The organism is Vibrio atypicus (genome assembly GCF_009811315.1).
GTDB lineage: Bacteria > Pseudomonadota > Gammaproteobacteria > Enterobacterales > Vibrionaceae > Vibrio > Vibrio atypicus.
The window spans coordinates 428,069-453,295 of record NZ_BLID01000002.1 but is presented as its reverse complement, the minus strand read 5'-3'; the positions used below and the strand labels follow the sequence as shown (position 1 = coordinate 453,295).

The following is a 25,227-nucleotide window of genomic DNA, read 5'->3' as shown; positions in this document are numbered from 1 at the left end:
TATCATTAAGCCTTCACAATGGATAAAAAGAAACAAAGCAGCTTGAATAAGTGGCTCAAACAGCAGAGTAAACTGGCAAAGCGCTGGTTGATGATTGCAGTTGGCCTAGGCGTATTTTCAAGCGTGTTATTGTTGGGTCAAGCGGCCTTGCTCGCCACTATTCTCCACTCTCTCATTATCGAACAAGCCGACAAATATGAGTTAGTGCCCTACTTCATTGGCCTTGCTGTAACCATCGCTATCCGCGCTCTTTGCTCATGGGGAAGAGAAGTTGCCGGCTATCGTTGTGGAGAGCAAATTCGTATCTATATTCGCCAGCTCATTCTCGATAAGTTACGTGAACTCGGTCCTGCTTATATCAAAGGCAAACCTGCCGGTTCTTGGGCGACTTTGCTACTTGAACAAGTTGAGGACATGCACGACTTCTTCGCGCGTTATCTGCCGCAAATGTCTCTGTCCATTTTGGTGCCTTTTGTCATCCTCATCGTCGTGTTCCCAGTAAACTGGGCTGCGGGCTTAATCTTCCTACTTACCGCACCACTCGTCCCATTATTTATGGCTCTGGTTGGCATGAAAGCCGCAGATGCAAACCGTAAAAACTTCAAAGCACTGCAACGCCTTTCTGGTCATTTCTATGACCGTCTTCAGTCGATGACTACCATTCGTCTATTTGATCGCACCAAAGCAGAAACCGAAATAATGCGCGGTGCATCTGAAGTGTTTCGTACCCGCACCATGGACGTTTTGAAAATAGCTTTCTTATCTTCTGCAGTCCTTGAGTTTTTCACTTCAATTTCTATCGCATTGACCGCCGTTTACTTTGGTTTCGCTTTTATCGGTGAGCTTAACTTTGGTGATTATGGCGCTGGTGTTACGCTGTTTTCTGGCCTATTTATCCTGATTCTCGCGCCTGAGTTTTACCAACCACTGCGCGACCTTGGTACCTTCTATCACGCCAAACAGCAAGCAGTCGGTGCAGCAGAAAGCATTGTTGAATTCTTAGAAACGGATGTCAGTACTGTTCGTTCAGGTGATCAAACGTTACCTGAAGATGACGTAACGATTCGCGCGATTGACTTAGAAGTCTATTCACCGGAAGGAACTAAACTTCTTGGCCCAATTAGCTTCGAGTTAAACGCCAAAGAAACCACAGCGCTTGTTGGTCCAAGTGGCGCAGGCAAAACCAGCCTTATTAATGCGATTTTAGGCTTCTTGCCATACCAAGGCTCACTCTCTATCAATGGCGTTGAACGTACCGAATTGGATTTAGCAAACTGGCGTCAGCACATTAGTTGGGTTGGACAAAACCCCTTGCTACTGCACGGTTCAATTCGTGACAACATTACACTTGGCAAAGATAACGTCAGCGATGAAATTATCGAAAAAGCTTTGAAAGAGTCCTACTCTGCTGAGTTTGTCGGAAATCATGGCCTTGATTATCAAATTTCTGACCGTTCAAGCGGCTTATCTGTAGGACAAGCTCAGCGACTTGCTCTTGCACGTGCAATGGTACAAGACGGTAAGTTCTGGTTATTAGATGAACCTACCGCGAGTTTAGATGCGCGCAGTGAGCGGTTAGTAATGGATGGGCTGTCAGGACAAGTTAACGGCAAAACAACCTTGATGGTGACACACCAGCTCTCGCCACTACAGAATGTTGAACGCATTTTGGTCATGGAGAACGGACAACTGGTTCAAGCTGGTCCTTTTAGCGAATTGTCACAACAAGAAGGTTTATTTAAACAGATGCACCAAGCGAACCAATCGCTAAACCAAGCCAATAAGGGGAATCTAGATGCGTGAGTTACTCCCTTATCTAAAACTGTATAAGAAGCACTGGTTTGGTTTATCTCTAGGTATGCTGCTAGCTTTCCTAACCCTAGCTGCGTCCATTGGTCTATTAACTTTATCAGGGTGGTTTCTCTCAGCTGCGGCTGTTGCGGGTTTAACAATTGCTCGCGAAACGTTTAACTACATGTTGCCTGGCGCATTTGTGCGTGGTTTTGCGATGGGCAGAACCGCTGGCCGCTGGGGCGAACGTGTTGTTAGCCATAATGCGACCTTCAAACTGCTTACCGATCTGCGTATTTTCTTTTTCTCTAAGCTAGCGCCTTTGATCCCAGGGCGAGTGTCTAACTTACGCGATGCCGATCTATTGAACCGTCTAGTGGCAGACATCGACGCAATGGATCATGTTTACTTAAGACTTGTGAGTCCTATGGTGGTGGGTTCACTCGGTATTGCTGGTCTGACAGCTCTTATTTGCTGGTTTGATACAGATCTTGGTCTAACACTTGGTGCCATCCTATTTGTTCTGCTTCTTAGTTGGCCGGTACTTTTCTACAAATTAGGTAAACGTAACGGTAGCGAGCTAACCCAAAACAAAGCTGACTTGCGCATTACCACATTAGATTGGTTACAAGGTTACAGTGAGCTGACTCTATTCGGTGCAGAAGAACGCTATCGTAATGCTATTCTGAATACGCAAGAGCGTTTGCTTAAGAATCAGATGTTCAATGCTCATTTTGCGGGTTTAGCGCAGGCATTATTGATGTTGGCAAACGGCTGGACTATCGCTTTAATGCTATGGCTCGCAGCAGATGGTGTAGGTGGAAACATGCCAGATCCCATGATTGCTTTAGTCGTATTTGCAACCATGGCCAGCGTAGAACTCTTGATGCCGATTGCCGGTGCTTTCCAGCATTTAGGCCAGACACTTACCTCTGCTCGCAGGCTTAATGACATTATTCTCTCTGAACCCGATGTACAGTTCCCAGAACAAAAGATTAATCACGACGAGCAATATTCGATTGAATACAATAGTGTGAGTTTCCATTACCCAGACAGTGACGCGCAAGTAGTTAAAGACATCAACCTGCATATTCCTGCCAAGCACAGAATTGCAGTGGTTGGTCAAACAGGTTCTGGTAAATCAACATTACTTCAACTTCTGAATCGCTATTGGGATGTCCAACAAGGGGAGATCAAACTCGCTGGCCAGCCCATTTCTCATTGGAGTGAGAGCCAATTGCGCGAAGCGATTAGCGTGGTTAGCCAACGCGTCGATATTCTCAACGGCTCGCTAAGAGACAACCTGCTCATGGCCTCTCCTGAAGCAGAGGATAGTGTTCTTGCTGCAACACTCACTAAAGTTGGTTTAGAGAAACTACTTGAAGACACCGGGTTAGATACTTGGCTTGGTGACGGGGGTCGTCAGCTTTCTGGTGGTGAAAAGCGTCGTATCGGTATTGCTCGAGCACTACTGCATAACGCACCGATTCTACTGCTCGATGAACCGACAGAAGGTTTGGATAAACAAACAGAACAGCAAATCATGCAGCTGTTTGAAGATCACTTCGAAGGTAAAACCGTGCTGTTTATTACTCATCGCTTAGTTAACTTAGACAAAATGGATTCCATCTGTCTAATTGAGCAAGGTGAAATCGTCGAGCACGGTAGCCATCAAGAGCTCATTTCCCAACACGGTCGTTACTACGAGTTAAATCAGACTCTTTAATCATTAAGCACAAAAAAGCCGAAGTCATTAAACTTCGGCTTTTTATTCCAACATATCTCAAGCTGCTATCGTCGTTTACGAGTTCTCACACACCGTCAGACGATTTAATTTGAACTTGCTGATTGCCATCAAGCGCAATTGTTCTGTCTCCATTAGCGGAACAAGGTAAGCTTGTTCGACTAACTCTTTGTCAAATTTTTCAAATAGTGTGTTGGTAGGAGCTAAACCCTGCTGGCGATATTGCATAACCTGTTCAGCATCTGTTGCCCACTGATCACACTCTTTTTTAATCTCAATACCGCAACCTGCAATACTAATACCGATACAAACTAAACCAATAAATCTGATGTTCATACCTTTGCCTAGTAGTAAATAGATTTGTTTGAATCAGGCAAAACGATAACATTCATACCCGGCCCATAGCCTTGCAGTTGATGTCTTTTGTCGTTGGGCAATTTGAGCTCTGTGCTCTCACTCTTCGCTGCGTCCTCATCTGAACAATAGTTATTGTGAGTCTGATAGATGGCTTTACCTGTGAGCAGATTGTAGTCCAAGGTATAACCACCACATCCCATATTCGCCCCATAACTGACCGTAGCACCAATTAACTCAAAATAGTCGTCTTGCGAATTGTAACGGAAACGATGAATATCTTGCCACTTCTGAGATGAGCCACCGAAGTGTTCGATCACCAATGAACCACGAGAAACCTTCAGATCCCAAAAGGGGTCACCCATAGCGCCGCCATCATTGGGCCCGAGGATACCCCCTTTGATATGTTTCCATAATTGCCAGTTATCTTTATTTTTTTTATAGATTAACACATAGCGTTCAGAGCTAGATTCAACAGGCGTTCCCAAATCGAGAATGACGACTTTTTCAGCCACTCCATCTTTATCAAGATCACCTGTTGCTTCAGCTAAGACATGCGCTGTTCTTTTCTCCGGTTCGGCCCAAGCAAAAGCAGGAAGAGAGAGAAATAACAATGTTAAAACTAACGAGTTCTTATTCATCGTACGACGCCAATACAATTGTGAGTAAACCCATAATACCTATAAATATCTAAAGTAGGCTAAAGTGCTTACAAAAGCATACAAGATTGGCGTATGGCAAGCTGACCCCATAAGTAACTTGTAACGATTTACTGGCTATTGGAAGCTCGGTCGAGAAGAGACTAAGTCAAACCATCGATTGATATTAGGATATGCCGGCAATACTTCTATTTCTAAACCATTTTGAGCAAAGCCAATCAAAATAAAAGTAGTGATATCGACAATAGTAAAACGTGAAGATGCAACATAGTCACTCTCAGCTAAACGCTGTTCTAGTTGTGGTAAAAATTGGACCAAGCGCTCTTTTGATTCAACACCCCAGTCATAGACACAAGTTTCACGATCGCTGTAAATTGAGGTTAGATTTCTAAATGCCTGAAAACCTACATATAGGCCTTGAAACTCAACCACGCGATGCCACATTTCGACATCCGCTTTCTCTTTTGCACTTGTGCCGAATAAGCCTTTGTCACTCTTTGTGATTTCATCAAAATAGCGGCAAATCGCAACGCTTTCGCAAATCGTTGTACCGTCATCAAGCTCTAACAATGGCACACGGCCATTCACCGATTTCGCAGCAAACTCATCGGTTAAGTTATTCCCCGCTCTAACGTTCAATTCTTCTCTAGGCACTTCAACCTGTAGCTCTTTGAGAAAAATAGAGACGCGTCGACAACTTGGAGTCATCGCTGTTTGGTAAATTTTCATTTAGACATTCCTTTGCAATTGAACAATCGTTCAACACAATAAAAATCTACGATGAATACGTCAAGATCTTTTATTCACTGATGATAAATTGCGCACAATCGCTACAGACCCAGTTAAAAGCCAACAAGAGTTATTTTACCTTGAGCCATATCACTCACTTGGCACGAGAAATCCACTCTGGTTTCCGCATCTTTCTCATAAAGTAGTTGAAGCTTTTCAAATGCTTTAGGAATGAAGCTTACGCTTTTTAAGCGCAAACTTTTGCGGGAATTGGAGTCAAGAAAGGCGATAGAAGAACGTTCAAGCACCTTATGACAGCCATCTAATACTTGCTTCGACACCACTTTGCTATGAATCGCCTGCTGAATATCATCGGCGGTAACCTTGTTACTACTTCGAGCAAATACGCACACTGCATAGATATCAAGTAAAGCGACGGCTTTAAGTCGCTGAGTTTCTGCATCTTCGTAAACAGCCATTAGACACGGAATTTTACTTTCATCAAATTTTTGCAGCTGGATATTACTGATCGTCACTTGATCCCCGATCTCTTTCTTCAGCAACTTGGTTAACTGAGACAGTTTCGGCAATGCCAACTCTTTTTGAACACTGCTTTCGGCCTCTAATAAGAGCTCGCTCTCCTCCGCACCTTGAACCAAAGGCAATAACTTATGATGTAACTCTTCATCTTCAAAAGGTTTTGACAATACAAACGACGCACCAGCCGAAGTTGCATCGCTAATCATCTGTTCATCATCAACGGTGGTAATCATCGCTAATTTTATCTCTGGATAAGATTTATGAAGCTTAGCAATCAGAGTTAACCCCGTCATTTCAGGCATATACCAGTCTGTTAGCACAATTTCTGGTTGCCACTCATCGACCAATTTAAGGGCTTCATTTGCACTACTCGTTTTCTTGATTGATAAGCGCCGATAGCCAAACGTTTTGAGCGAGCGTTTAACAATCTCCAGAGTGGCGATGCTGTCATCTACAATCAGAATTTTCACCCTTGATGCTTCTCCTATTACAGATCAACTGTCTCAATTATAGGTACATTTATTCTAGACAACTAAACTTAAGCTCTAAGAGCATCACTAAGTGAGATTAATAAAATGGAATTTAACTCGGATACTATCGTAGCGTTGGCCGTCGATGCGGGGCTCTTTATCCTTTTAGTTTGGTTCATAATACTGCTGCTCATTCTGCGCGAGTTCCGAAAATTTGCAGTTCAAGTCTCGGGTAATAACGGGACTAAGAATGACGATGAAACCTATACCTTATGCCAGCAATCCGTTGAACAGGCGCTGAATTACGCCAATGAAAATAGTGATACGCTAAATGACCTCGTCGCAATTCAACAAGCTCTTGAGCTGCAAGTATCGCAAATCAAGTCTGAAAATGATCGTATGCTGAGCGAGCAAGACCAAGCTACAGTGGATGAACTCAATATTAAACTGAGTAAATCTCACCAACTCATTCGTAAGCTTAGAGGCGACCTAGATAAAAGTGTGAAAGGGCTTCGCAGTGCCAAGTCGAAATTGCTCAAGCAACACGATACGGTTGAGAGCCTTCGTTCAGAGAAGACAAAAATCGAGAAAGAATTCGAACAACTAGAACACGAGTACATTCAAATTAGTGAATCCGGTGGCGTGGCCGACAGTACAAAAGTGTATCAAAGAGAAAAGGAGCAACTATTGGCAACCATTGAAAACTATAAACAGAAGCTGGCGACAATAGGTGATAGCGCTGAGCTGCAACAAGAGCTCGAAGCAACCAAAAATCAGCTAAGGCACATCGCGAAAGAAAAACAATTTATCGAAAAGAAATACATTGAATTAACGAAGAGTCAGCAATAAAAAAGCAGCCCTAAGGCTGCTTTTATAATTATTTGCGTTGTTGACGCTGAGGCTTATTCGCTTGTTTAGCTCGAGCCCCTTGCTCACCTGCGCTTTTCTTCGGCTTACGGCGTGAAGGGTTGTTGCTGCGACCACCACCAGTATTTACGCGTTCTTCGTGACGCTTAACCGCACGACGAATCTTCTGGCTACGAGAGCGCTCACGCTTACGAGAACTGTTGGCTTTGTTCTCATCTAATAGCGTTTCTTTCTCTGGGCGAAGTTCTACTAACTCACGTAGGTAGTTAACCTGTTTAAGGTCAAGTTCCATCCAACCACCACGAGGCAGTTTCTTATCTAAGTAGATATCACCGTAACGAACACGTTTTAGACGGCTAACGGTTGTTTCTTGTGATTCCCATAGACGACGAACTTCACGGTTACGGCCTTCGTTAATTGCAACGTAGAAAGTGTGGTTCATGCCATCACCGCCCGCGTAAACAACGTCTTCAAAACGTGCCATACCATCTTCTAGTTCAACACCGCGAACTAGGTTTTTAACTTTTTGCTCATTCACATCACCGAAGACGCGAACCAAATATTCACGTTCTACCTGACGGCTTGGGTGCATTAGACGGTTTGCTAACTCACCATCCGTTGTGAACAGTAGTAGACCTGATGTGTTCGCATCAAGACGACCTACTGAGATCCAGCGAGAGCCACGGATCTTAGGTAGACGGTCAAATACAGTGCGGCGGCCTTCTGGGTCATGACGAGTACACAGTTCGCCTTCAGGCTTGTAGTAAGCAAGAACACGACAGATTACTTCTTCCTGCGCTTTTGCAGACACAGTGTGACCGTCAATACGGACGACTGCGTTGTCATCTTCTAGTCGCTCACCCAGCTTAGCAACGACGCCATTCACACTTACACGGCCCGCTTTAATTAAAGCTTCCAGCTCGCGTCGTGATCCATGTCCAGCTCGTGCTAATACCTTCTGTAATTTTTCGTTCATTTATTTTCCTATGTGTCGTCTTCGCAGACGTCGAATAAAAAATGTGCGACCCAAAATCGCGGTCGCATATTATTGCAAAAAGTGTGTCAGAAATCACGAACTTTTAGTTATTCAAACGCAGCTGGATCCCCGGAGCCTACACGCGCTATCACTGGTTCATCATCACTAAAGTCTACAACCGTGGTTGGTTGTTCACCTAGGTAGCCACCGTTAAGGATACAGTCAACGGCATGCTCAAGCTTGTCGCGGATATCTTCTGGGTCTGATTCCGTGAAATTGTTCCCTGGCAAAATAAGTGAGGTCGACATTAATGGCTCACCCAGTGCTTCCAACAAATCCAAAGCAATACGGTTATCCGGAACACGGATACCAATCGTTTTACGCTTCGAGTTCATTAGACGACGAGGCACCTCTTTAGTTCCTTTAAAAATAAAGGTGTAAGGGCCCGGAGTATTGTTCTTTAGTAAGCGAAAAGCCGTATTGTCAACGCGTGCGTACAGAGATAGTTCAGACAAATCTCGGCACAAAAGCGTAAAGTTATGCTTTTCGTCTAAACGACGAATCTGACAGATGCGCTCAAGTGCCTGTTTGTTTTCTAACTGACAACCCAGCGCATAGCCTGAATCTGTAGGGTAGACGACTACCCCACCGTTACGAATGATTGCTACAGCCTGATTGATCAAGCGAGCCTGCGGGTTTTCTGGATGAACGTAAAAAAACTGGCTCATTGTAATTCCTCATTATCGAGTCTCTCGACTCTATAGTTAAATGGTATCGACATAAATCGCGCAAATTACTCTGCACTAGAAGGCTCAATACCCCAATCTTTCCATACAGGTTCAACGCCTGATGGTAACCAAAGGTTTCGACCCAACTCCATCCAAGGTGATGGATAATGGAAGTCGCTACCTTGAGCAGCTAATAGTTTGTATTGTATAGCATAATCAGCCAAGTTGCGCCTTTCTTGTTGGGCTTGCTGTGGTTGAGCGACTTCCATGGCATCCCCGCCGACTTCAGCAAAGGCATTCAACAGCCTTTTTATCCACTTAGCGGTTAAGTCGTAGCGACCTGGATGCGCAAGTACTGCCTCCCCACCAGCGGCATGAATGGCATCTATCGCCTCTTTCATGGAACACCAGGTTGGCGGCACATAACCTGGGTTATTGCGTGTCAGATACTTTTTGAACACTTGCTGCATGGTTTTCGCATAGCCATTATCCACCAACCACTTGGCGAAGTGAGCTCGAGTAATCGGTGCATCGCCAGCAATGAGTTTGACTTCTTCAAGCACGCCTTCACGAGTCGCCTTGCTTAAACGACTGGCGATCAGCTTTGCTCGACCTTCGCGGTGTTGCTTTTGTTGCTCAATCAGTGCCTTTAACTCTATAGAGTCAGGGTCGATGTTAAGCCCAACGATATGGATATCTTTGTTTTGCCATACCGTCGACACTTCGATTCCATTGATCAGTTTAATCGGTAATTGATTGGCATTGATATAGTCATGAGCAGGCTGCAAACCATCAGTAGTATCATGATCAGTAATGGCTAATACTTCTAGGTTAAAGCTTAGAGCACGATCAATTAATTCGTGTGGTGATAGTCGTCCATCAGAGGCAGTAGTGTGACTGTGTAAATCAATTCTCATAATTATATTTTTTTAGTTGACTTTTTACCTCTGCACTAGTTAACTAGTACACAAATACGAAGTAGCTGAAATAAAGGCCCACTATGTTACAAGAAATTAGCAACAATCAGAAAGTGAAAGTTGAAACGCCTATGCCGCGTAGCAGCTCTGCTGATCTTGCTTGTAACCTAGAATGGTGGCGCACTTGGACAAGTTCTTGGTGGGCGAGCGTATACTTCTAACTAATAGATTGTAAGTTACCAAAGCCCGCTCATTTAGCGGGCTTTTTGTTTTGTTGTCTGCCTCACATCTAAGTGCTTAAGAATCAACCAATTTATACCAAAACCAGATTGGGTGAACGTTTGCTTTATGCGACTATGTACGGCAGGAAGATTTAAGTTTTAAATAAAAAGGAGGTCTTGTGAACAAGGCCATTGAAATCAGAAAGCTAGGACATCTTGAAGTTATTCAAGCATCCGCACCTTACACGCAGGATCCAACGCGTCTGTTCCACACGCTATGTGAAAACAAGACCGATAGCCTGTTGTTAGAGTCGGCTGAAATCGATTCCAAACAAGACCTTAAAAGCCTGCTCATCGTCGACTCTGCCGTTCGTATTGTTTGCTTCGGTCATACGGTCACCATGACTGCATTAACAGACAACGGTAAAAACCTGCTGGCTCTCTTGAGCGAAAACATTCAGGCTAATGTCAAACAGAGCTTTTCGGGTGATACTCTTACTCTTACATTTGAAGCCCCTTGCGACACACTAGATGAAGACTCCCGACTACGCGAAGCTTCTTCATTTGATGCTCTTCGCTTAGTTCAACACAGCTTTGATATTAGCGAGCAGCATAAACACGCTATTTTTCTTGGCGGCTTATTTGCCTATGACTTAGTAGCAAACTTTGAACCTCTTGGTGAAGCCACGCAAACCAATCAATGTCCTGACTACGTGTTTTATGTGGCAGAGACATTATTAGTCGTCGATCACCAACGCCAGTCTTGCGATTTACAAGCGACTGTTTTCGTTGACCAAGAGCAAAAGGCGACACTCGAAGCACGCATCGAGGAGATCGCCGCGCAGTGTTCCGATCTAAAGCACCTGCCACAAGCATCTAAACTCTCAAACGTCGACGTTGTTCCAAGTGTCTCTGATGAAGATTTTTGCCAAACAGTGCGAGATCTAAAACAATTTGTCGTGAAAGGCGATGTATTCCAAGTTGTCCCTTCACGCCGATTCACATTACCTTGCCCTTCCCCACTTGCTGCGTACAAAGAATTAAAACAGAGCAACCCAAGTCCTTACATGTTCTACATGCAAGATGAACTGTTCACTCTGTTTGGCGCATCACCAGAAAGTGCCCTTAAATACGAAACCGAGACGAACCAAGTTGAAATCTACCCAATCGCTGGCACACGTCGTCGCGGTAAGCGCCCAAATGGCCAGATTGATTTCGACTTAGACAGCCGGATTGAACTAGAGCTGCGTACTGACAAGAAAGAAAACGCTGAACACATGATGCTAGTTGATTTGGCTCGTAACGATGTCGCCCGTATTGCTCAAGCAGGCTCTCGTCACGTAGCAGATCTACTTAAAGTAGACCGCTACAGCCATGTAATGCATTTGGTCTCACGTGTGGTTGGTCAACTGCGTGAAGACTTAGACGCCCTTCACGCCTATCAAGCTTGCATGAACATGGGCACGCTCACTGGCGCTCCTAAAATTCGAGCAATGCAATTGATTCGTGATGTAGAAGGCGCACGTCGTGGCAGCTATGGCGGCGCAGTCGGTTACTTAACCGGTGAAGGTACTCTTGATACTTGTATCGTCATTCGTTCTGCTTATGTGGAAAACGGTATTGCTCAAGTTCAAGCGGGCGCGGGTGTTGTGTTTGACTCTGATCCACAAGCAGAAGCGGATGAAACGCGTGGTAAAGCGCAAGCGGTTATCTCTGCAATTCAAGCAGCCCATTCTAAATCGGCGAACAAGGAGTAGTTGAGATGGCGAACATAGTATTTATCGATAACTTCGACTCGTTTACTTACAACCTAGTGGATCAATTTCGCTCGCTTGGCCATGAAGTTAAAATTTACCGCAACAACATTGCCGCGCAAACAATCGAATCCGCCGTTTCTGCCCTTGATAACCCTGTCGTATTGTTATCTCCTGGCCCAGGCGCGCCATCAGAAGCGGGCTCAATGCCTGAAATCATTCAACGATTAAAAAGCAAAGTGCCAATGATAGGTATTTGTTTAGGCCATCAAGCTATCGTTGAAGCCTACGGCGGCACGGTGGCAGGCGCCGGCGAAATTATTCACGGTAAAGTGTCTATGATGGAACACCAAAACCATCAGACCTACCAAGATTTGCCGTCTCCACTTGCAATCGCCCGTTATCACTCTCTTGTAGCAACAAAGATCCCAAGTGCATTGACGGTAACAGCAGAAGTCGACGATTTGGTGATGTCGGTCGTCCAAGAACAAGACAAAGTGTGCGGCTTTCAGTTTCACCCAGAATCGATCATGACTACTTACGGTGCGACGCTACTGGCAAATGCCATTGAGTGGGCCCTTGAAAAGAATGAGCAGCAATAAGGAAATTATCATGGAACAGATTATTAATAAGCTATATGAGCAACAATCGCTGACTCAAGAAGAGAGCCAACAGCTATTCGATGTCATTATTCGTGGAGAATTGGAGCCGATCTTAATGGCGTCTGCACTGACGGCGCTTAAAATCAAAGGTGAAACACCAGACGAGATCGCCGGAGCGGCCAAAGCATTGTTGGCCAATGCAAACCCTTTCCCACGTCCAGGTTACGACTTTGCTGACATTGTTGGTACTGGCGGCGACGGCCACAACACAATCAATATCTCAACGACCGCAGCATTTGTCGCAGCAGCGTGTGGCTTAAAAGTGGCAAAACACGGTAATCGTAGCGTATCAAGTAAGTCGGGCTCTTCAGACCTGCTTCATTCCTTTGGTATCAACTTAGTGATGAGCGCTGAAGAGACTCGTAGCGCCGTAGACGAACTCGGTGTCGCTTTCTTATTTGCGCCTCAATACCACGGTGGTGTTCGTCATGCGATGCCTGTACGCCAAACTATGAAGACACGCACCATCTTCAACATTCTTGGCCCTCTAATTAACCCGGCACGCCCTAACATTGAACTGATGGGTGTTTACAGCGAAGAGCTTGTTAAACCTATTGCTGAAACCATGCTGCAAATGGGTATGAAGCGCGCTGCAGTTGTCCACGGTAGCGGCTTAGATGAGGTTGCCATTCACGGTGAAACTACGGTTGCTGAAATCAAAGATGGTCAAATCACAGAGTACACATTGACCCCAGCAGATTTTGGCGTTGACGAACATCCGCTAGAAGCAATCAAAGGCGGCGATCCAGACGAAAACAGAGCCATCATCACCAATATATTAACGGGCAAAGGAACAGATGCCCAACTTGGCGCTGTAGCGGTTAATGTGGCATTGTTAATGCGTCTATTTGGTCACGAAGATCTTAAGGCCAACACCCAACAAGCAATTGATGCAATGAACTCTGGCAAAGCATACGAGCTAGTTAAAAAATTAGCGGCTCATGCTTAAGCGCAGCATTAGGGAATATTAGGTAGGACTCATGGCTCACACGAAAGAAAAATTATCAGAGCACGTTTCAGTTAACGAAGCTGAAATGGCTGAAGTATTAGCAAAAATTGTTCGCGACAAATACCTGTGGGTCGCAGCGCGCAAAGAAACTCAACCGCTAGAGACATTTCAATCAGAATTAAGCCCTTCTGATCGTGACTTCTATCAAGCATTAAAAAGTGGCAAAACGGCATTCATTACGGAATGTAAAAAAGCATCACCTTCCAAAGGGTTGATTCGCGAAGATTTTGACTTGGATTACATCGCCTCTGTTTACAACAATCACGCAGACGCCATCTCAGTATTAACCGATGAAAAGTACTTCCAAGGTAACTTTGATTTTCTCCCTCAGGTTCGTCAGCAAGTGAAGCAACCTGTCTTATGTAAAGACTTCATGGTAGATACTTACCAAGTTTACCTTGCACGTCACTACTCTGCTGATGCCGTACTGCTGATGCTGTCAGTGTTGAACGATGAGCAGTACCGTGAACTTGAGCAAGCCGCACACTCTCTCGATATGGGTATTCTGACTGAAGTCAGCAATGAAGAAGAGTTACATCGTGCAGTTAAGCTAGGCGCAAAAGTTATCGGTATTAACAACCGTAATCTACGTGACCTATCAACGGACCTCAATCGTACTAAAGAGCTAGCTCCGACCATTCGAGAGCTTGCGCCAGAAGCCACAGTTATCTCTGAGTCGGGTATTTACACTCACCAACAAGTTCGTGACTTATCCGCGTTCGCAGATGGCTTCTTAATTGGTAGCTCACTCATGGCAGAAGAAAACCTTGAATTGGCGGTTCGCAGCGTAACGCTAGGTGAAAACAAAGTGTGTGGCTTAACTCACCCAGACGATGCAGCGAAAGCGTATAAAGCAGGCTCTGTGTTTGGTGGCTTGATCTTTGTAGAACAATCCAAACGCTATGTGGATTTGGAAGCTGCTCGCCTAACCATGAGCGGTGCTCCTCTAAATTATGTGGGTGTATTCCAAAACCATAATGCTGAATTTATTGCAGAGCGAGTTAATGAACTTGGGCTGAAAGCTGTTCAGCTGCATGGCGAAGAAGACCAACTCTTTATTGATACCTTAAAGCCTCTCTTAAGTGAGCACGTGGAGATCTGGAAAGCGTATGGCGTAACAGACCAAGTGCCCGCTCTAATTGAAAACCACATTGATCGCCACCTATTAGACACCAAAGTTGGCACTCAGACAGGCGGTACAGGTTTAGTGTTCGATTGGTCACTTATCGGCGAGCCAGAAAAAGTAATGCTGGCAGGTGGCATTAACCCGTTCAACGCACAGAAAGCCTCTCAGCAAGGCTGCTTAGGATTAGATCTCAATTCAGGTGTCGAACATTCACCAGGTAAAAAAGATCAAGAAAAGCTGCTGCAGACATTCGCAGCGATCCGCGATTACTAGCGGCAACCCTATTTATTGAGCCGGAAACCCGACTCATACTGAATTAAAGGAAGATGAATCATGGCAAAACTTGATGCCTACTTTGGCGAATACGGTGGTCAATATGTACCGCAAATCTTAGTTCCAGCCCTAGAGCAACTCGAACAGGCGTTCATTGATGCGCAAGAAGACCCTGAGTTTCGTAGTGAGTTCATGGGTTTGTTGCAGGAGTATGCTGGACGTCCAACGGCATTGACGCTCACTCGTAACTTAACCAAAGGCACCAAAACCAAACTGTACCTAAAACGTGAAGACTTACTGCATGGCGGAGCACACAAAACTAACCAAGTTCTTGGTCAAGCACTGCTTGCAAAACGTATGGGTAAAGAACAGATCATTGCAGAAACGGGCGCAGGTCAACACGGCGTTGCAACGGCACTGGCTTGTGCGCTTCTAGGTCTTAAATGTCGCGTGTACATGGGTGCAAAAGACGTTGAGCGTCAGAGCCCGAACGTATTTCGTATGAAGCTAATGGGCGCGGAAGTTATTCCTGTTCATTCAGGTTCTGCAACGCTAAAAGATGCGTGTAACGAAGCGCTACGTGATTGGTCTGGTAGCTATGAAGATGCACACTACCTATTAGGTACTGCTGCTGGCCCTCACCCATTTCCAACCATCGTACGTGACTTCCAACGTATGATCGGTGAAGAAACAAAGAACCAAATTTTAGCTCGTGAAGGTCGCCTACCAGATGCGGTTATCGCATGTGTCGGTGGCGGTTCAAACGCAATCGGTATGTTTGCTGATTTCATTGAAGAAGAATCTGTTCGACTGATCGGTGTAGAGCCTGCGGGTAAAGGTATTGATACCGACCAACACGGCGCGCCGCTAAAACATGGCAAGACGGGTATTTTCTTTGGTATGAAAGCACCGTTAATGCAAGATTCTAACGGACAAGTTGAAGAGTCTTACTCTGTGTCTGCGGGCTTAGATTTCCCGTCAGTTGGTCCACAGCACGCACACCTTAATGCGATTGGTCGCGCAGAATACGACAACGTAACTGATGATGAAGCGCTAGAAGCATTCCAAGAATTGGCTCGCAGCGAAGGTATTATCCCTGCACTGGAGTCTTCTCACGCCCTTGCCCACGCTTTGCGCATGGCTCGCGAAAATCCAGAGAAAGAGCAACTGTTAGTAGTAAACCTATCCGGTCGTGGCGATAAAGACATCTTCACTGTCCACGATATTTTAGAACAGAAAGGAGTGATCTAATGAACCGTTATCAAGCGATGTTTGAGCGCCTAAACGAGAAAAACCAAGGCGCATTCGTACCGTTCGTGACGGTTTGCGATCCTAACCCTGAACAGTCTCTTAAGATCATGCAAACATTGGTAGCCGCAGGTGCCGATGCCCTAGAGCTAGGTATTCCGTTTTCTGATCCTTTAGCAGATGGCCCAACTATCCAAGGTGCCAATATCCGAGCATTGGATTCAGGTGCAACACCGGATATCTGTTTTGAGCAAATTGGCAAAATCCGCGCAGAAAACCCAGACCTTCCTATCGGGCTACTAATGTACGCAAATCTGGTTTTTGCTCGCGGTATTGATAGCTTTTACCAGCGCTGTGCGAAAGCAGGGATTGATTCAGTATTAATTGCGGACGTACCGACCAATGAAAGTGGTGAGTTTATTGCTGCGGCGAAAAAGCATGGTGTTGACCCTATCTTTATTGCACCGCCAACAGCTTCTGACGAGACACTAAAATCTGTTGCGGAGCTAGGTGGTGGATACACTTATCTGCTTTCTCGCGCCGGCGTAACAGGGGCAGAAACCAAGGCGAACATGCCTGTTGGCCACATGCTAGAGAAGCTAAACCAGTATGATGCACCACCAGCACTACTAGGCTTTGGTATTTCAGAGCCAGCCCAAGTCAAAGAGGCGATTGAATCTGGTGCTGCAGGGGCGATCTCTGGCTCTGCCGTTGTGAAGATCATCGAATCTAATGTCGAACAGCCTCAGCAGATGCTTGATCAACTCGAAAACTTTGTCACTTCAATGAAAGCGGCGACTCAGAAGTAATCTCACGCCTGAAAGCACTAAAAAAGCCAGTAGTTCCAAACTACTGGCTTTTTATTTGTTCAATCATTACGCCCGACTACGCCGTTGTCTGACTACTCGATAGTTAATCGCAGCAAAGTAGTCCTCTCTAAAACGTTTATCTTCCAACATCAAATGAGGAACATATAAACGGACGATAGAGCCCGCCACTGCAACCGTTTTAGAGCTGCTACTTACAATGAAAGAGATATTGCCCTTTTTACGTGTGACACCATGATGAAAGATAGGAGTATGGTTTGGATTAAGCCCTTTGACCAATTCAAAGCCAAACAGTGATAGCCCCTTCCCCGGCATCGAGATCGTTTCTTTAAACTCGACCTCAACCAATTTAGGTTCAGAATGAACCACCTCATACAGTTGATCGACTTTCTCTTTCACCGAAGCGGAGAACACCCACTCATTCAAAATTGGTTCCCATTTACCGCCTAACTTAACGCAAGTACGATAAGTGAAATTGTTCTTACGGCCCGCATTAAGGGTACAGATATCGATACATCCCTGCTCTGCAAAAGGCAACGTCAGCTTAAAGACACTGTCACGGCCATAGTGAACATATCGGTCAGTGATCTCTTCAACGTGAAGACGATGAAAGCCGAGTGGCATATCTTCACTAAACTCATCAATCACAATGCGGCAATGCATACCTTCAACAAGGCACAGAAAGTAAAGTTCGCGCTTTTCTAAGATTTCGAATTCGCGCATTAGTGGTTCTCAGTATCTTTTCTGATTCGGTCTGCTAATTTCTGTTGTTCAAGAGTCAACGCGTCATCTTCACTGATCTCTTCAAACTCAGGCTCTTTGTCTTGGAGCATCTTCTTAATGCGTTCACCGTATTTATTGTCGAAAGCGCGCCCTTCTGCGATTTCAGCTTCGCGACGTTTGTCATGCTCAGTTGGCGTCAAACTATCAATAGAATCCGAAATCGAGTCTTGCTTCTCGGCAATCTTAATATCCATATCCGCTAGCACAACTTCACGGAACCATTGGGTATAACGACGGTTGAATTCAGACTCAAAATACTTGTCAGAGAAATTACGAACCTCGGTCATTTTGTAGCGTTTAATATAGCGCTCCACTCGATTTAACTGCTCAACAGGTACCGGATTGTGAAACAGTCGTTGCCTTGCTTCATACATGGTTTCTTTGGTTGGAGAATCTGCAAGTTGGCTTAGGCGAACCAAAGACGGTGGCCACTCTTTGTCTTCATCCAAGCGCTCATATAAGTTCGCTTCCAATCGTTTATAACCGTCCGCAGTCAGCGATGCTGCAAAGGCCATAAAGCTTCTATCCGGTTCGTCACCGAAGAAGTAAGTAAACTTAGACCCGAACGCTTGCATCAGCATTGACCAAACACGAAGAATTTGAGCTTTCTGCTCTTTCGTTTGGTATTGCTGTAAGTTTTGCTCTGCTTTGGCGCTTAAAAAACCTTTTGACGCTTGTGTCTGTTGCTGCGCTGGCATAGACGATTTATTTTGGCCATAGGCATTACTAACAGCCGTGCTTTTCGCCATTTTACTTTTACGCAGCAATAGCTCTTCAAACGATTCACCAACCTCGGCAATCCCTTTGGGTTTATTGTATTCATTGCTCATAGTCATTCACCGATCGGTTGATTGTTTTAGTCGTCGAATCTTGATAAGTAGTTTGAAGCTTTTTCCTCAAACTCACTCAATGCAGATTGTCGCACTGCGCGAGTAGTATTGCCACGCTTGCCATCACCAAAAGCTTGGTCTTTGAAGTAATCGATTTTTTGATGCAGACGGTTGGTCAGCTGCTTTAACGAGAAAATCTTCTCTCCCGACTCATGCACGTCTACGACCAAAGAGTCCCAGATCTCTTTTCTGCCTAGAACCCCTTTTTGGAACATTATCGCTTCCGCCCAATCGGGCACTTTTTCCATATGGATTTCTAGCACATTATATTGTTTGCGCTGTGCGCTTGGATCTAATGGAGCAATCTGAGAGCGTTGAGAACGGTTTAACTTGCCACGATTATTTTGCTTATTGGCGTGAAGGCGCTCTTGCTGTTGCTGTACTTGAGCAAGTAAATCATCTTGTTCAGAGTAACTTGGCGCTGAATAAGATTGCTGTTCAATAAGCAACTTACCCGAAAATGTCTCACTACCTTTACCTTGATTTGGGTTTAGGGCGATTAAAGGTGAAGAAGGTGAAATAAAATGGCGTAAAACCGTACTGACAATACCTTCAGCGAGCCCAGTAAGTTCACGTAACTCCGCAATCGAAGTTTCAAAGTTACCTTTGTTATCAGCAATTTCAGCGAGAGCTAAGACAATCAATTTGTCTTCTGCTTTATTGGCTTTGAATTTCCACGCTATATTTGTCAAATGGCTCGACATAGTACACTTCACCCTAGATGGTTAACGGTTAATTATCTTCGAGATACCATTATTAATCAATGAACAATCCCCCCGTAGCAGTCATACCTCACTAACCAACCCTCAATGTTAATGGCAAGCATCAACTTTGTTTCTTTCTCGCCTAGAACCGTTATTTCTACACACTTAAAAAAACAAATTTTGTTATGAACTCTTTTTCTTAACACAACGCTCGAAAAGATCCATTTATTAACAACCGCACGAATCACTCAGCCTATCAACACCAATTACCTTATAAATTATAGAGCCTAAAACATAAGCCAAACCAATAGCAAACGATTACTATCGAGCAAAAAACTAGCAAATGTCAATAAAAGTGATAATAACCCTCTGTTTGGTGAGCGACTCATATTGCCAATTGTAAAAGAAACGTGTAAAAAGCGAGACGAAATTATTATCTATCAAAATTATCAATGATGGTGGGTAATTCTAGGATTTTAAATTTAATTAGCACAGAGGTTATGGAAGTGTTAAAAGAAAAGAGTTTATTAGGCAACATTGGTGTGCAAGTTGTGATTGCCATGATCGTCGGTACAGCGGTCGGTGCATTCATGGGCGAGAGCGCGACTATGTTTGCTCCACTGGGTGCGATTTTTATCAACCTAATTAAAATGTTGGTGATTCCTTTAGTCGCTGTTGCCCTGATTTCAGGCGCTGCAGGTCTAGGTAATAGCCAATCTGCGGGCAAAGTTGGCTTAGTTACTCTAGGTTACTTCGGCCTTACATCTGCTCTTGCTGTCGCACTTGCTCTATTCATGGGCGAAGTTTTCAAACCGGGTATGGGTATTGACCTGTCTGGCGTTGAAGGCATGTTCTCAGCAGAGTACGCTTCAAAAGGTGAACTACCTACTTTCTGGGCGACCATCACTGGTATGATCCCAACCAACGTTTTCCAATCACTGAACGAAGCTAACATCCTGCAAATCCTTGTATTCTGCATGTTCTTTGGTATTGCTATTTCACAGCAAGCAAAAGAAAAACGTGATCCAATTATTAATGGCGTAAACGCGATTGTTGATGCAATGGTTTGGATGATCAACAAAGTCATGATCATCGCACCTATCGGCGTATTTGGTCTGATGGCTGAAGCGGTGGGTACTTTTGGTTTCAGTGCGCTAATGGTTGTCTTCAAACTATTCATCGTTTACGTAGCAGCGATCTTAATCTTCGGTTTCGTCGCTTACCCGTTAATGGTTCACATCTTCACTAAGACATCAGCGAAGAAATTCCTAACAGCAATGAAGAAACCTCAAGCGGTTGCGCTGTCTACTGCGTCTTCAATGGCAACACTACCTGTTACACTAGATACGGTTGAGCATGAACTAGGTGTTAGAAACTCAACAGCATCATTTGTACTGCCTCTTGGCGCAACCATCAACATGTCGGGTAACGCGATTTACTACGGCCTAGTTGCGATCTTCTTTGCACAGCTGTTCAACATTGACCTAGGCATGGGCGCGTACATCGCGATCATTATTACGTCTACACTAGGTGCAGTTGGCCAAGCAGGTGTTCCTGGTCCTTCATTCCTTGTTGTAGCGGTACTACTTGCGGCAGGTATTCCAATTGAAGGCCTACCACTTCTATTCGCGTTAGACCGTATCTTTGACATGATTCGTACAGCTCTGAACATCACTGGTGATGCAGCATGTGCCGTTATCGTTGATGCGCTTATCGAAGACGAAGCAAAAGAAGCTGAGCTAGAAAAGCAACAAGCTTAATAGCTATTTAGGCTTATGATGAAGAGCTATTTAGAAGATAGCTCTTCATCCATTTCAAGTGATTAAGCTAGGTTAACTATCGAAAACGTTTTCTAACAAGCAAGAAGTGATCTTCCCACCTTTAAAGTTTGTTGTATCCATTTGCCCACTATCGTGTTTGTACGATATTTCATTTAACAAACCAGTACCTTTAACCGTAATATCCCTGATACCCATCCGATTTAAATCTTCGATGGAATAGTACCAACCATCTGTTTTTTGGCTAACTTGGCAGCTGTTTTCTATTGTTTGCCCATAGGAAGTAATTTGCTGATCGACACCCACATAGCCAAAAAAAGCGGTTTCTTTAATACGTAGGCGATTCAAATAAGCTTTAAACTCGGCTCTGTCTTTCTTCGGTACACTCAATTCCCATAACTCATCGGATTGCTTCGTTCCACCATGCCAACCGATCAAAGAGTTCGTGTTGATCACCACACTTTTTGCTGCAGGTAAAATGTAATTGGCACAAGATGAAAAACACAACTCGCTCACTTCTACTATGAGATCGTGCTCTTTGACAAAATAGCCGAACTCAATTCCAACCGACATTTCTCCGCCAGTGCTGGTAATTTTGAGTGTTTTAATTGGCTTGTTGCTTTCACGAACCACTCGCATTGCTTCGAGTACAGTTTCTCCGGTGATCATTCCATCGTAAACGAGCGTATCACCAACGACTAAAACTTTATAAGCCGGAGGATAAAAGGTTGCTATGTTCTGACAACCAACCAGAGAAAAGAGGGGAACTAAAGCGGACATAAACCTTAATTTCATATCACCTTCCATTGCGAGTAATTTATTCATGCTTAATGACTTAAGGTTTATCAGCGAAAAAACACTACCTATAGCTAATCCATTCAAGGGAACAGCCTCGCTCGAAAACCACCATGACTTTATAATATCTGCCCATTTTCATGGTTTAACGGAACCTAGCTTTTTTTGCGAGAGATATCTAAGGCAAACTCATACCGTTAGAAGCATTAACAGAATCAACGTTATTTCAACGACAATAACTGTTTAACCTGCTCAATCGTTTCTTTCGCATCTTGGTAGTTTATTGGTAGCTCAATAATGGAGTCTGAGGCAAGTACAAACAGTGAAGGGAAGCTGTTTCCACCAATACTCCTGGCATATTTGATCTCATCAAACAGTGCTTGATTAAGCGCATCTGAAAAATAGTCTTCTTTAAAACGCTCTATATTGAGACCAAGATCTTGTGCAAGTTCTAAAAGGATATGATCATCGCTTGGGTTTTTCGCCTCTAGGTAATAGGCTTTTTGAATAGCTGAAACCATCGCGACTTCTTGGTTTTGTTTGCGGGCAGCCAGCGCAGCTCGGCATGATGGGTAAGTCGAGCGCCTTGGGGTGTTCTTGGTCCAAAACTCATAGTTAAACTGAGTACCGAGAAAGCTTTCAATTTTCTTCCAGTAAGAAGCAATCTGTTGCTGCATCTCTATAGGCATAGGCTCATTGGAATCCGGTGATAATCCGCCGACGACGTATTGTACCTCTATCACCTCTTTGAGCGCTTCAGTGACTTGTTTCCAGACTGGTTGAAAACCCCAGCACCAAGAACACATCGGGTCGTAAACGTAATACAGCTTGTATTGGGTCATCATTTTTACTCATTGAGACAGAATATCACTCTACGTTACTCGATTTTCCATCCCAAACTCAATCCTACTTATTTATAAGTTCTACTTAACTTAAGCGCCAACTCCACTACACTCATTAGTATGAAATCATCGGAGATAGCTATGAACTATTTTATTAAAGGGTTAATTGCTTTCAGTTTGATATTCAATGCTCCTGCACATGCAAATAAAGTGACTATCATCTGTGAAGAAGGCATGTATCCATTCTCATGGAGTGAAGGCAATATCGCTCGAGGAATCGTCGTTGAACTCGTACAAGCCATGTTGGATGAGATGAATAGAACAGATACCGTTTTGATCTACCCTTGGTCACGAACATACAAAGCAGGGCTGACCGTACCCAACACTCTCATTTGTACTATGGCAAAAACCAAACAACGGGAAGCACTGTTTAAGTGGGTAGGAGAAGTGTTCTCAAGCCCTCCTGTTTTATTGGCTTTGAAAAGCAGAACAGATATTGAGGCAGACTCTCTCGAAGACCTTAAAAAATATCGTATTGGTACCCATCGAGCTTCTTTTCGTGAAAAACACCTAATCAGCAAAGGCTTTGTTGTTGGAGAAAACCTTGTTCCTGAAAACAATAACAACATAAATTATCGTAAGTTGAACAAAGGTAGAATTGACTTATGGTCAGTGCCTTTACTGCTCGCCTACGAGATCATCGAGGAGGAAGAGCTCGACCCAGAAGAGGATCTTCAAATTATCTATACCTTGAAAGAATTACCTCAAGGGCAAGATATGGCATTTAATATAGAAACCCCAGATGAGATCGTCGACGCTTTCCGCCACACTCTAAAAACACTCAAGGAAAACGGCACTTATGATCGAATCATGAGCAAGTATATAGACAAGCAATTACCCCCATCTCACACCAAGAATTAGGTGATAGCGAAGATACAAAACGTTGTGTTACATTAAGAAGAAATCTTGTTTACGCCAATAATGTAGGTGACATATGTCTTCTGATTACAACGGTTCCAGTGCAGCGTATGCTCGCAAAGAGCAGGGCTACCGTGAGAAAGCGTTGAAGCTTTACCCATGGGTTTGTGGTAAATGTGCACGCGAATTTGTCTACTCCAATTTACGTGAATTAACGGTTCACCACGTTGATCACAACCACACAAACAATCCAGAAGATGGCAGTAACTGGGAGCTTCTTTGCCTCTATTGTCATGATCATGAACATTCAAAATATCTAGATCACGAACGCTATGGGGTTGAAGCCACCGCTCGACTTGATGACCACCAGACGGCAACCCACAATCCATTTGCCGACCTGGCGAACATGATGAAGAAAAAGTAATTTGCGCAGTAATGACTCAATATAAAAATGGCGACCTCATAGGTCGCCATTTTTTATTCTTTCACTTCATTAAAGGAAGTGCAGCGTCGCGTTAACCGTAAAGCTATCAACGTTGTTACCACTGCCGTCAATTTCGAAGCCAAACGACTGGTAACTTGCACCCACTGTTAGACCAGGGAAAATGTTGTATTCCGCACCTACACCGTACATAAGACCAACACCTGAATCATTAGAAATACTGCTTAGGCTACCAGTGTATTCTACGTTGTAAGTGTTAATACCACCTTTGGCGTAAATATGTAGAGGACCAAAATCAATACTTGGCTTAGCCGCTGCGTAGAAAGAGCTAAAGTCAGCACTACCGCTTGTATTGCGCGCTTCTAAATCGATCGAACCATGGTTGAAATAACCCGCTTCAAGGCCAATAAATGGCAGAATGCCAGTGCCAACATGCAAACCATAAGCAGTTGAACTTTCGCTCTCTAAGTTAGATTTACCACCTTGAATACCAGCGTAAAGCCATGAGTCTGCGTGTGCAGACGCTGATACGCCCATAACCATAAGAGCTAAAAGTGTTTTTTTCATTTTTTATATCCCAAACACATAAGAAACAACATACCATATAGGTAAATAAAAATACCCAGCCACTCTGCTGGGTATTTCATCTCAAGAAGAGTGCCTAATTATAGGAAGTGGAACGTCGCGTTAATCGAAAAGTTCTTCACATCATCTTCTTTCATAGAGAATACGCTGTAGCTCGCACCCAAAGAAATTGGACCAGCCATGAAGTACTCGGCACCTACGCCATACATCATGTCGATCTCTTCTTCTTTAAAGTTCGCGCTACTGTCTTCGATTTTGTAAGAGTGTAAGCCCGCTTTCGCGTAAACATGGAGTGGACCAAAATCGATACTTGGTTTTGCCGCAAAATAGATAGCAGAACCTTCCAAATCTAGGTCTTTGCCATCGTAACGTGCATCAGTAAACTCGCCAAACGTCTGATAACCGGCTTCTAAACCAATAAATGGAAGAATACCTGTACCCACATGGATGTTGTACGAGGAAGCCGTTTCTCCACCCACATCTGCTTGGCCGACACTTGCACTACCGTAAATCCAAGAGTCCGCAGAAGCTGTTGCCGATGCGCCAATCAGAGCTAGCGCTAGTAGTGTCTTTTTCATAGTTAACCTTCTTTAAG

General features: G+C 44.3%; 27 protein-coding genes and 1 other annotated feature. Of the genes, 13 read left to right on the top strand and 14 right to left on the bottom strand.

Going from position 1 to position 25,227, the window contains the following annotated elements; all coding sequences use genetic code 11:
• Positions 1 to 18: 18 nt before the first annotated feature.
• Entirely contained in the window at positions 19 to 1,803 is a 1,785-nt protein-coding gene (gene cydD, locus GVO60_RS06585; RefSeq protein ID WP_159652097.1) for a heme ABC transporter permease/ATP-binding protein CydD, read from the top strand.
• Positions 1,796 to 3,517 carry a heme ABC transporter ATP-binding protein/permease CydC gene (cydC, locus tag GVO60_RS06580; RefSeq protein ID WP_159652095.1) on the top strand — a complete coding sequence of 574 codons (1,722 nt, stop codon included), beginning with the start codon at positions 1,796 to 1,798 and terminating at the stop codon, positions 3,515 to 3,517. The genes cydD and cydC overlap by 8 nt, the downstream gene beginning before the upstream one ends.
• 75 nt (positions 3,518 to 3,592) lie before the next feature.
• On the opposite strand, the gene GVO60_RS06575 is transcribed toward cydC, so the two are convergent.
• From GVO60_RS06575 to GVO60_RS06560, 4 genes are all read right to left on the bottom strand, one after another.
• Complete coding sequence (locus tag GVO60_RS06575; RefSeq protein WP_159652093.1) at positions 3,593 to 3,871, bottom strand: hypothetical protein; 279 nt, start codon at positions 3,869 to 3,871, stop codon at positions 3,593 to 3,595.
• Between the two features lie 8 nt (positions 3,872 to 3,879).
• On the bottom strand, positions 3,880 to 4,530 hold the full coding sequence (locus GVO60_RS06570) for a hypothetical protein (protein ID WP_159652091.1): 651 nt from the start codon (positions 4,528 to 4,530) through the stop codon (positions 3,880 to 3,882).
• Positions 4,531 to 4,665: 135 nt separating this feature from the next.
• Complete coding sequence (locus GVO60_RS06565) at positions 4,666 to 5,277, bottom strand: glutathione S-transferase (protein ID WP_159652089.1); 612 nt, start codon at positions 5,275 to 5,277, stop codon at positions 4,666 to 4,668.
• Positions 5,278 to 5,390: 113 nt separating this feature from the next.
• Positions 5,391 to 6,287 carry a response regulator gene (locus GVO60_RS06560; protein ID WP_159652087.1) on the bottom strand — a complete coding sequence of 299 codons (897 nt, stop codon included), beginning with the start codon at positions 6,285 to 6,287 and terminating at the stop codon, positions 5,391 to 5,393.
• A 105-nt stretch (positions 6,288 to 6,392) separates the two neighbouring features.
• On the opposite strand from GVO60_RS06560, the gene GVO60_RS06555 reads away from it, so the two are divergent.
• Positions 6,393 to 7,136 carry a chromosome partitioning protein ParA gene (locus tag GVO60_RS06555; protein WP_159652085.1) on the top strand — a complete coding sequence of 248 codons (744 nt, stop codon included), beginning with the start codon at positions 6,393 to 6,395 and terminating at the stop codon, positions 7,134 to 7,136.
• Positions 7,137 to 7,164: 28 nt separating this feature from the next.
• On the opposite strand, the gene rluB is transcribed toward GVO60_RS06555, so the two are convergent.
• The 3 genes from rluB to rnm all read right to left on the bottom strand — a co-directional run bounded on the left by rluB (position 7,165) and on the right by rnm (position 9,775).
• The gene (gene rluB, locus GVO60_RS06550; protein WP_159652083.1) at positions 7,165 to 8,130 is read right to left on the bottom strand and encodes a 23S rRNA pseudouridine(2605) synthase RluB; all 966 of its coding nucleotides are present in this window, start codon (positions 8,128 to 8,130) and stop codon (positions 7,165 to 7,167) included.
• 107 nt (positions 8,131 to 8,237) lie between these two features.
• Positions 8,238 to 8,858: an L-threonylcarbamoyladenylate synthase gene (locus tag GVO60_RS06545; RefSeq protein ID WP_159652081.1), complete on the bottom strand. Its 621-nt coding sequence runs from the start codon at positions 8,856 to 8,858 to the stop codon at positions 8,238 to 8,240.
• Positions 8,859 to 8,923: 65 nt separating this feature from the next.
• The gene (gene rnm, locus GVO60_RS06540; RefSeq protein ID WP_159652079.1) at positions 8,924 to 9,775 is read right to left on the bottom strand and encodes an RNase RNM; all 852 of its coding nucleotides are present in this window, start codon (positions 9,773 to 9,775) and stop codon (positions 8,924 to 8,926) included.
• An 83-nt stretch (positions 9,776 to 9,858) separates the two neighbouring features.
• Here rnm and trpL2 point away from each other — a divergent pair, with 83 nt between their 5' ends.
• From trpL2 to trpA, 7 genes are all read left to right on the top strand, one after another.
• Positions 9,859 to 9,996 carry a tryptophan operon leader peptide gene (gene trpL2 / locus GVO60_RS06535; protein ID WP_159652077.1) on the top strand — a complete coding sequence of 46 codons (138 nt, stop codon included), beginning with the start codon at positions 9,859 to 9,861 and terminating at the stop codon, positions 9,994 to 9,996.
• Positions 9,943 to 10,046: a sequence feature (Trp leader region), on the top strand. Its footprint overlaps the gene before it by 54 nt.
• A gap of 129 nt (positions 10,047 to 10,175) precedes the next feature.
• Positions 10,176 to 11,753, top strand: a complete 1,578-nt coding sequence (locus tag GVO60_RS06530) for an anthranilate synthase component 1 (RefSeq protein WP_159652075.1) — start codon at positions 10,176 to 10,178, stop codon at positions 11,751 to 11,753.
• 5 nt (positions 11,754 to 11,758) lie between these two features.
• Complete coding sequence (locus GVO60_RS06525) at positions 11,759 to 12,352, top strand: aminodeoxychorismate/anthranilate synthase component II (protein ID WP_159652073.1); 594 nt, start codon at positions 11,759 to 11,761, stop codon at positions 12,350 to 12,352.
• Between the two features lie 10 nt (positions 12,353 to 12,362).
• Positions 12,363 to 13,361 carry an anthranilate phosphoribosyltransferase gene (gene trpD, locus GVO60_RS06520; RefSeq protein ID WP_159652071.1) on the top strand — a complete coding sequence of 333 codons (999 nt, stop codon included), beginning with the start codon at positions 12,363 to 12,365 and terminating at the stop codon, positions 13,359 to 13,361.
• Between the two features lie 31 nt (positions 13,362 to 13,392).
• A complete protein-coding gene (trpCF, locus tag GVO60_RS06515) occupies positions 13,393 to 14,820 on the top strand; it encodes a bifunctional indole-3-glycerol-phosphate synthase TrpC/phosphoribosylanthranilate isomerase TrpF (RefSeq protein WP_159652069.1) in 1,428 nt (475 codons plus the stop codon).
• 60 nt (positions 14,821 to 14,880) lie between these two features.
• Positions 14,881 to 16,071, top strand: a complete 1,191-nt coding sequence (trpB, locus tag GVO60_RS06510; RefSeq protein WP_159652067.1) for a tryptophan synthase subunit beta — start codon at positions 14,881 to 14,883, stop codon at positions 16,069 to 16,071.
• On the top strand, positions 16,071 to 16,877 hold the full coding sequence (trpA, locus tag GVO60_RS06505; RefSeq protein WP_159652065.1) for a tryptophan synthase subunit alpha: 807 nt from the start codon (positions 16,071 to 16,073) through the stop codon (positions 16,875 to 16,877). Before trpB ends, trpA begins: the two co-directional genes overlap by 1 nt.
• Positions 16,878 to 16,943: 66 nt before the next feature.
• Here the strand turns inward: trpA and GVO60_RS06500 are convergent, their stop codons facing one another.
• The 3 genes from GVO60_RS06500 to GVO60_RS06490 are packed head-to-tail and all read right to left on the bottom strand — an operon-like array spanning position 16,944 to position 19,272.
• Positions 16,944 to 17,618 carry a hypothetical protein gene (locus GVO60_RS06500; RefSeq protein ID WP_159652063.1) on the bottom strand — a complete coding sequence of 225 codons (675 nt, stop codon included), beginning with the start codon at positions 17,616 to 17,618 and terminating at the stop codon, positions 16,944 to 16,946.
• Positions 17,618 to 18,508, bottom strand: a complete 891-nt coding sequence (locus GVO60_RS06495) for a hypothetical protein (protein WP_159652061.1) — start codon at positions 18,506 to 18,508, stop codon at positions 17,618 to 17,620. Before GVO60_RS06495 ends, GVO60_RS06500 begins: the two co-directional genes overlap by 1 nt.
• 26 nt (positions 18,509 to 18,534) lie before the next feature.
• Positions 18,535 to 19,272: a hypothetical protein gene (locus GVO60_RS06490; RefSeq protein ID WP_159652059.1), complete on the bottom strand. Its 738-nt coding sequence runs from the start codon at positions 19,270 to 19,272 to the stop codon at positions 18,535 to 18,537.
• A 452-nt stretch (positions 19,273 to 19,724) separates the two neighbouring features.
• On the opposite strand from GVO60_RS06490, the gene GVO60_RS06485 reads away from it, so the two are divergent.
• Positions 19,725 to 21,032 carry a dicarboxylate/amino acid:cation symporter gene (locus tag GVO60_RS06485; protein ID WP_371862434.1) on the top strand — a complete coding sequence of 436 codons (1,308 nt, stop codon included), beginning with the start codon at positions 19,725 to 19,727 and terminating at the stop codon, positions 21,030 to 21,032.
• 72 nt (positions 21,033 to 21,104) lie between these two features.
• Here the strand turns inward: GVO60_RS06485 and GVO60_RS06480 are convergent, their stop codons facing one another.
• Together GVO60_RS06480 and GVO60_RS06475 are read right to left on the bottom strand one after the other, a co-directional pair.
• Complete coding sequence (locus GVO60_RS06480) at positions 21,105 to 21,845, bottom strand: hypothetical protein (RefSeq protein WP_159652055.1); 741 nt, start codon at positions 21,843 to 21,845, stop codon at positions 21,105 to 21,107.
• Positions 21,846 to 22,066: 221 nt separating this feature from the next.
• Positions 22,067 to 22,687 carry a DsbA family protein gene (locus GVO60_RS06475; RefSeq protein WP_159652448.1) on the bottom strand — a complete coding sequence of 207 codons (621 nt, stop codon included), beginning with the start codon at positions 22,685 to 22,687 and terminating at the stop codon, positions 22,067 to 22,069.
• A 141-nt stretch (positions 22,688 to 22,828) separates the two neighbouring features.
• Between GVO60_RS06475 and GVO60_RS06470 the strand changes: the two genes are divergently transcribed.
• Together GVO60_RS06470 and GVO60_RS06465 are read left to right on the top strand one after the other, a co-directional pair.
• Complete coding sequence (locus tag GVO60_RS06470) at positions 22,829 to 23,608, top strand: substrate-binding periplasmic protein (RefSeq protein ID WP_159652053.1); 780 nt, start codon at positions 22,829 to 22,831, stop codon at positions 23,606 to 23,608.
• 73 nt (positions 23,609 to 23,681) lie between these two features.
• Positions 23,682 to 24,029, top strand: coding sequence for a YajD family HNH nuclease (locus tag GVO60_RS06465; protein WP_159652051.1), 348 nt, complete (start codon positions 23,682 to 23,684; stop codon positions 24,027 to 24,029).
• A 69-nt stretch (positions 24,030 to 24,098) separates the two neighbouring features.
• Here the strand turns inward: GVO60_RS06465 and GVO60_RS06460 are convergent, their stop codons facing one another.
• Both GVO60_RS06460 and GVO60_RS06455 read right to left on the bottom strand, forming a co-directional pair.
• Positions 24,099 to 24,614, bottom strand: coding sequence for a porin family protein (locus GVO60_RS06460; RefSeq protein ID WP_159652049.1), 516 nt, complete (start codon positions 24,612 to 24,614; stop codon positions 24,099 to 24,101).
• Between the two features lie 98 nt (positions 24,615 to 24,712).
• Positions 24,713 to 25,210, bottom strand: a complete 498-nt coding sequence (locus GVO60_RS06455) for a porin family protein (protein WP_159652047.1) — start codon at positions 25,208 to 25,210, stop codon at positions 24,713 to 24,715.
• Positions 25,211 to 25,227: the final 17 nt, after the last annotated feature.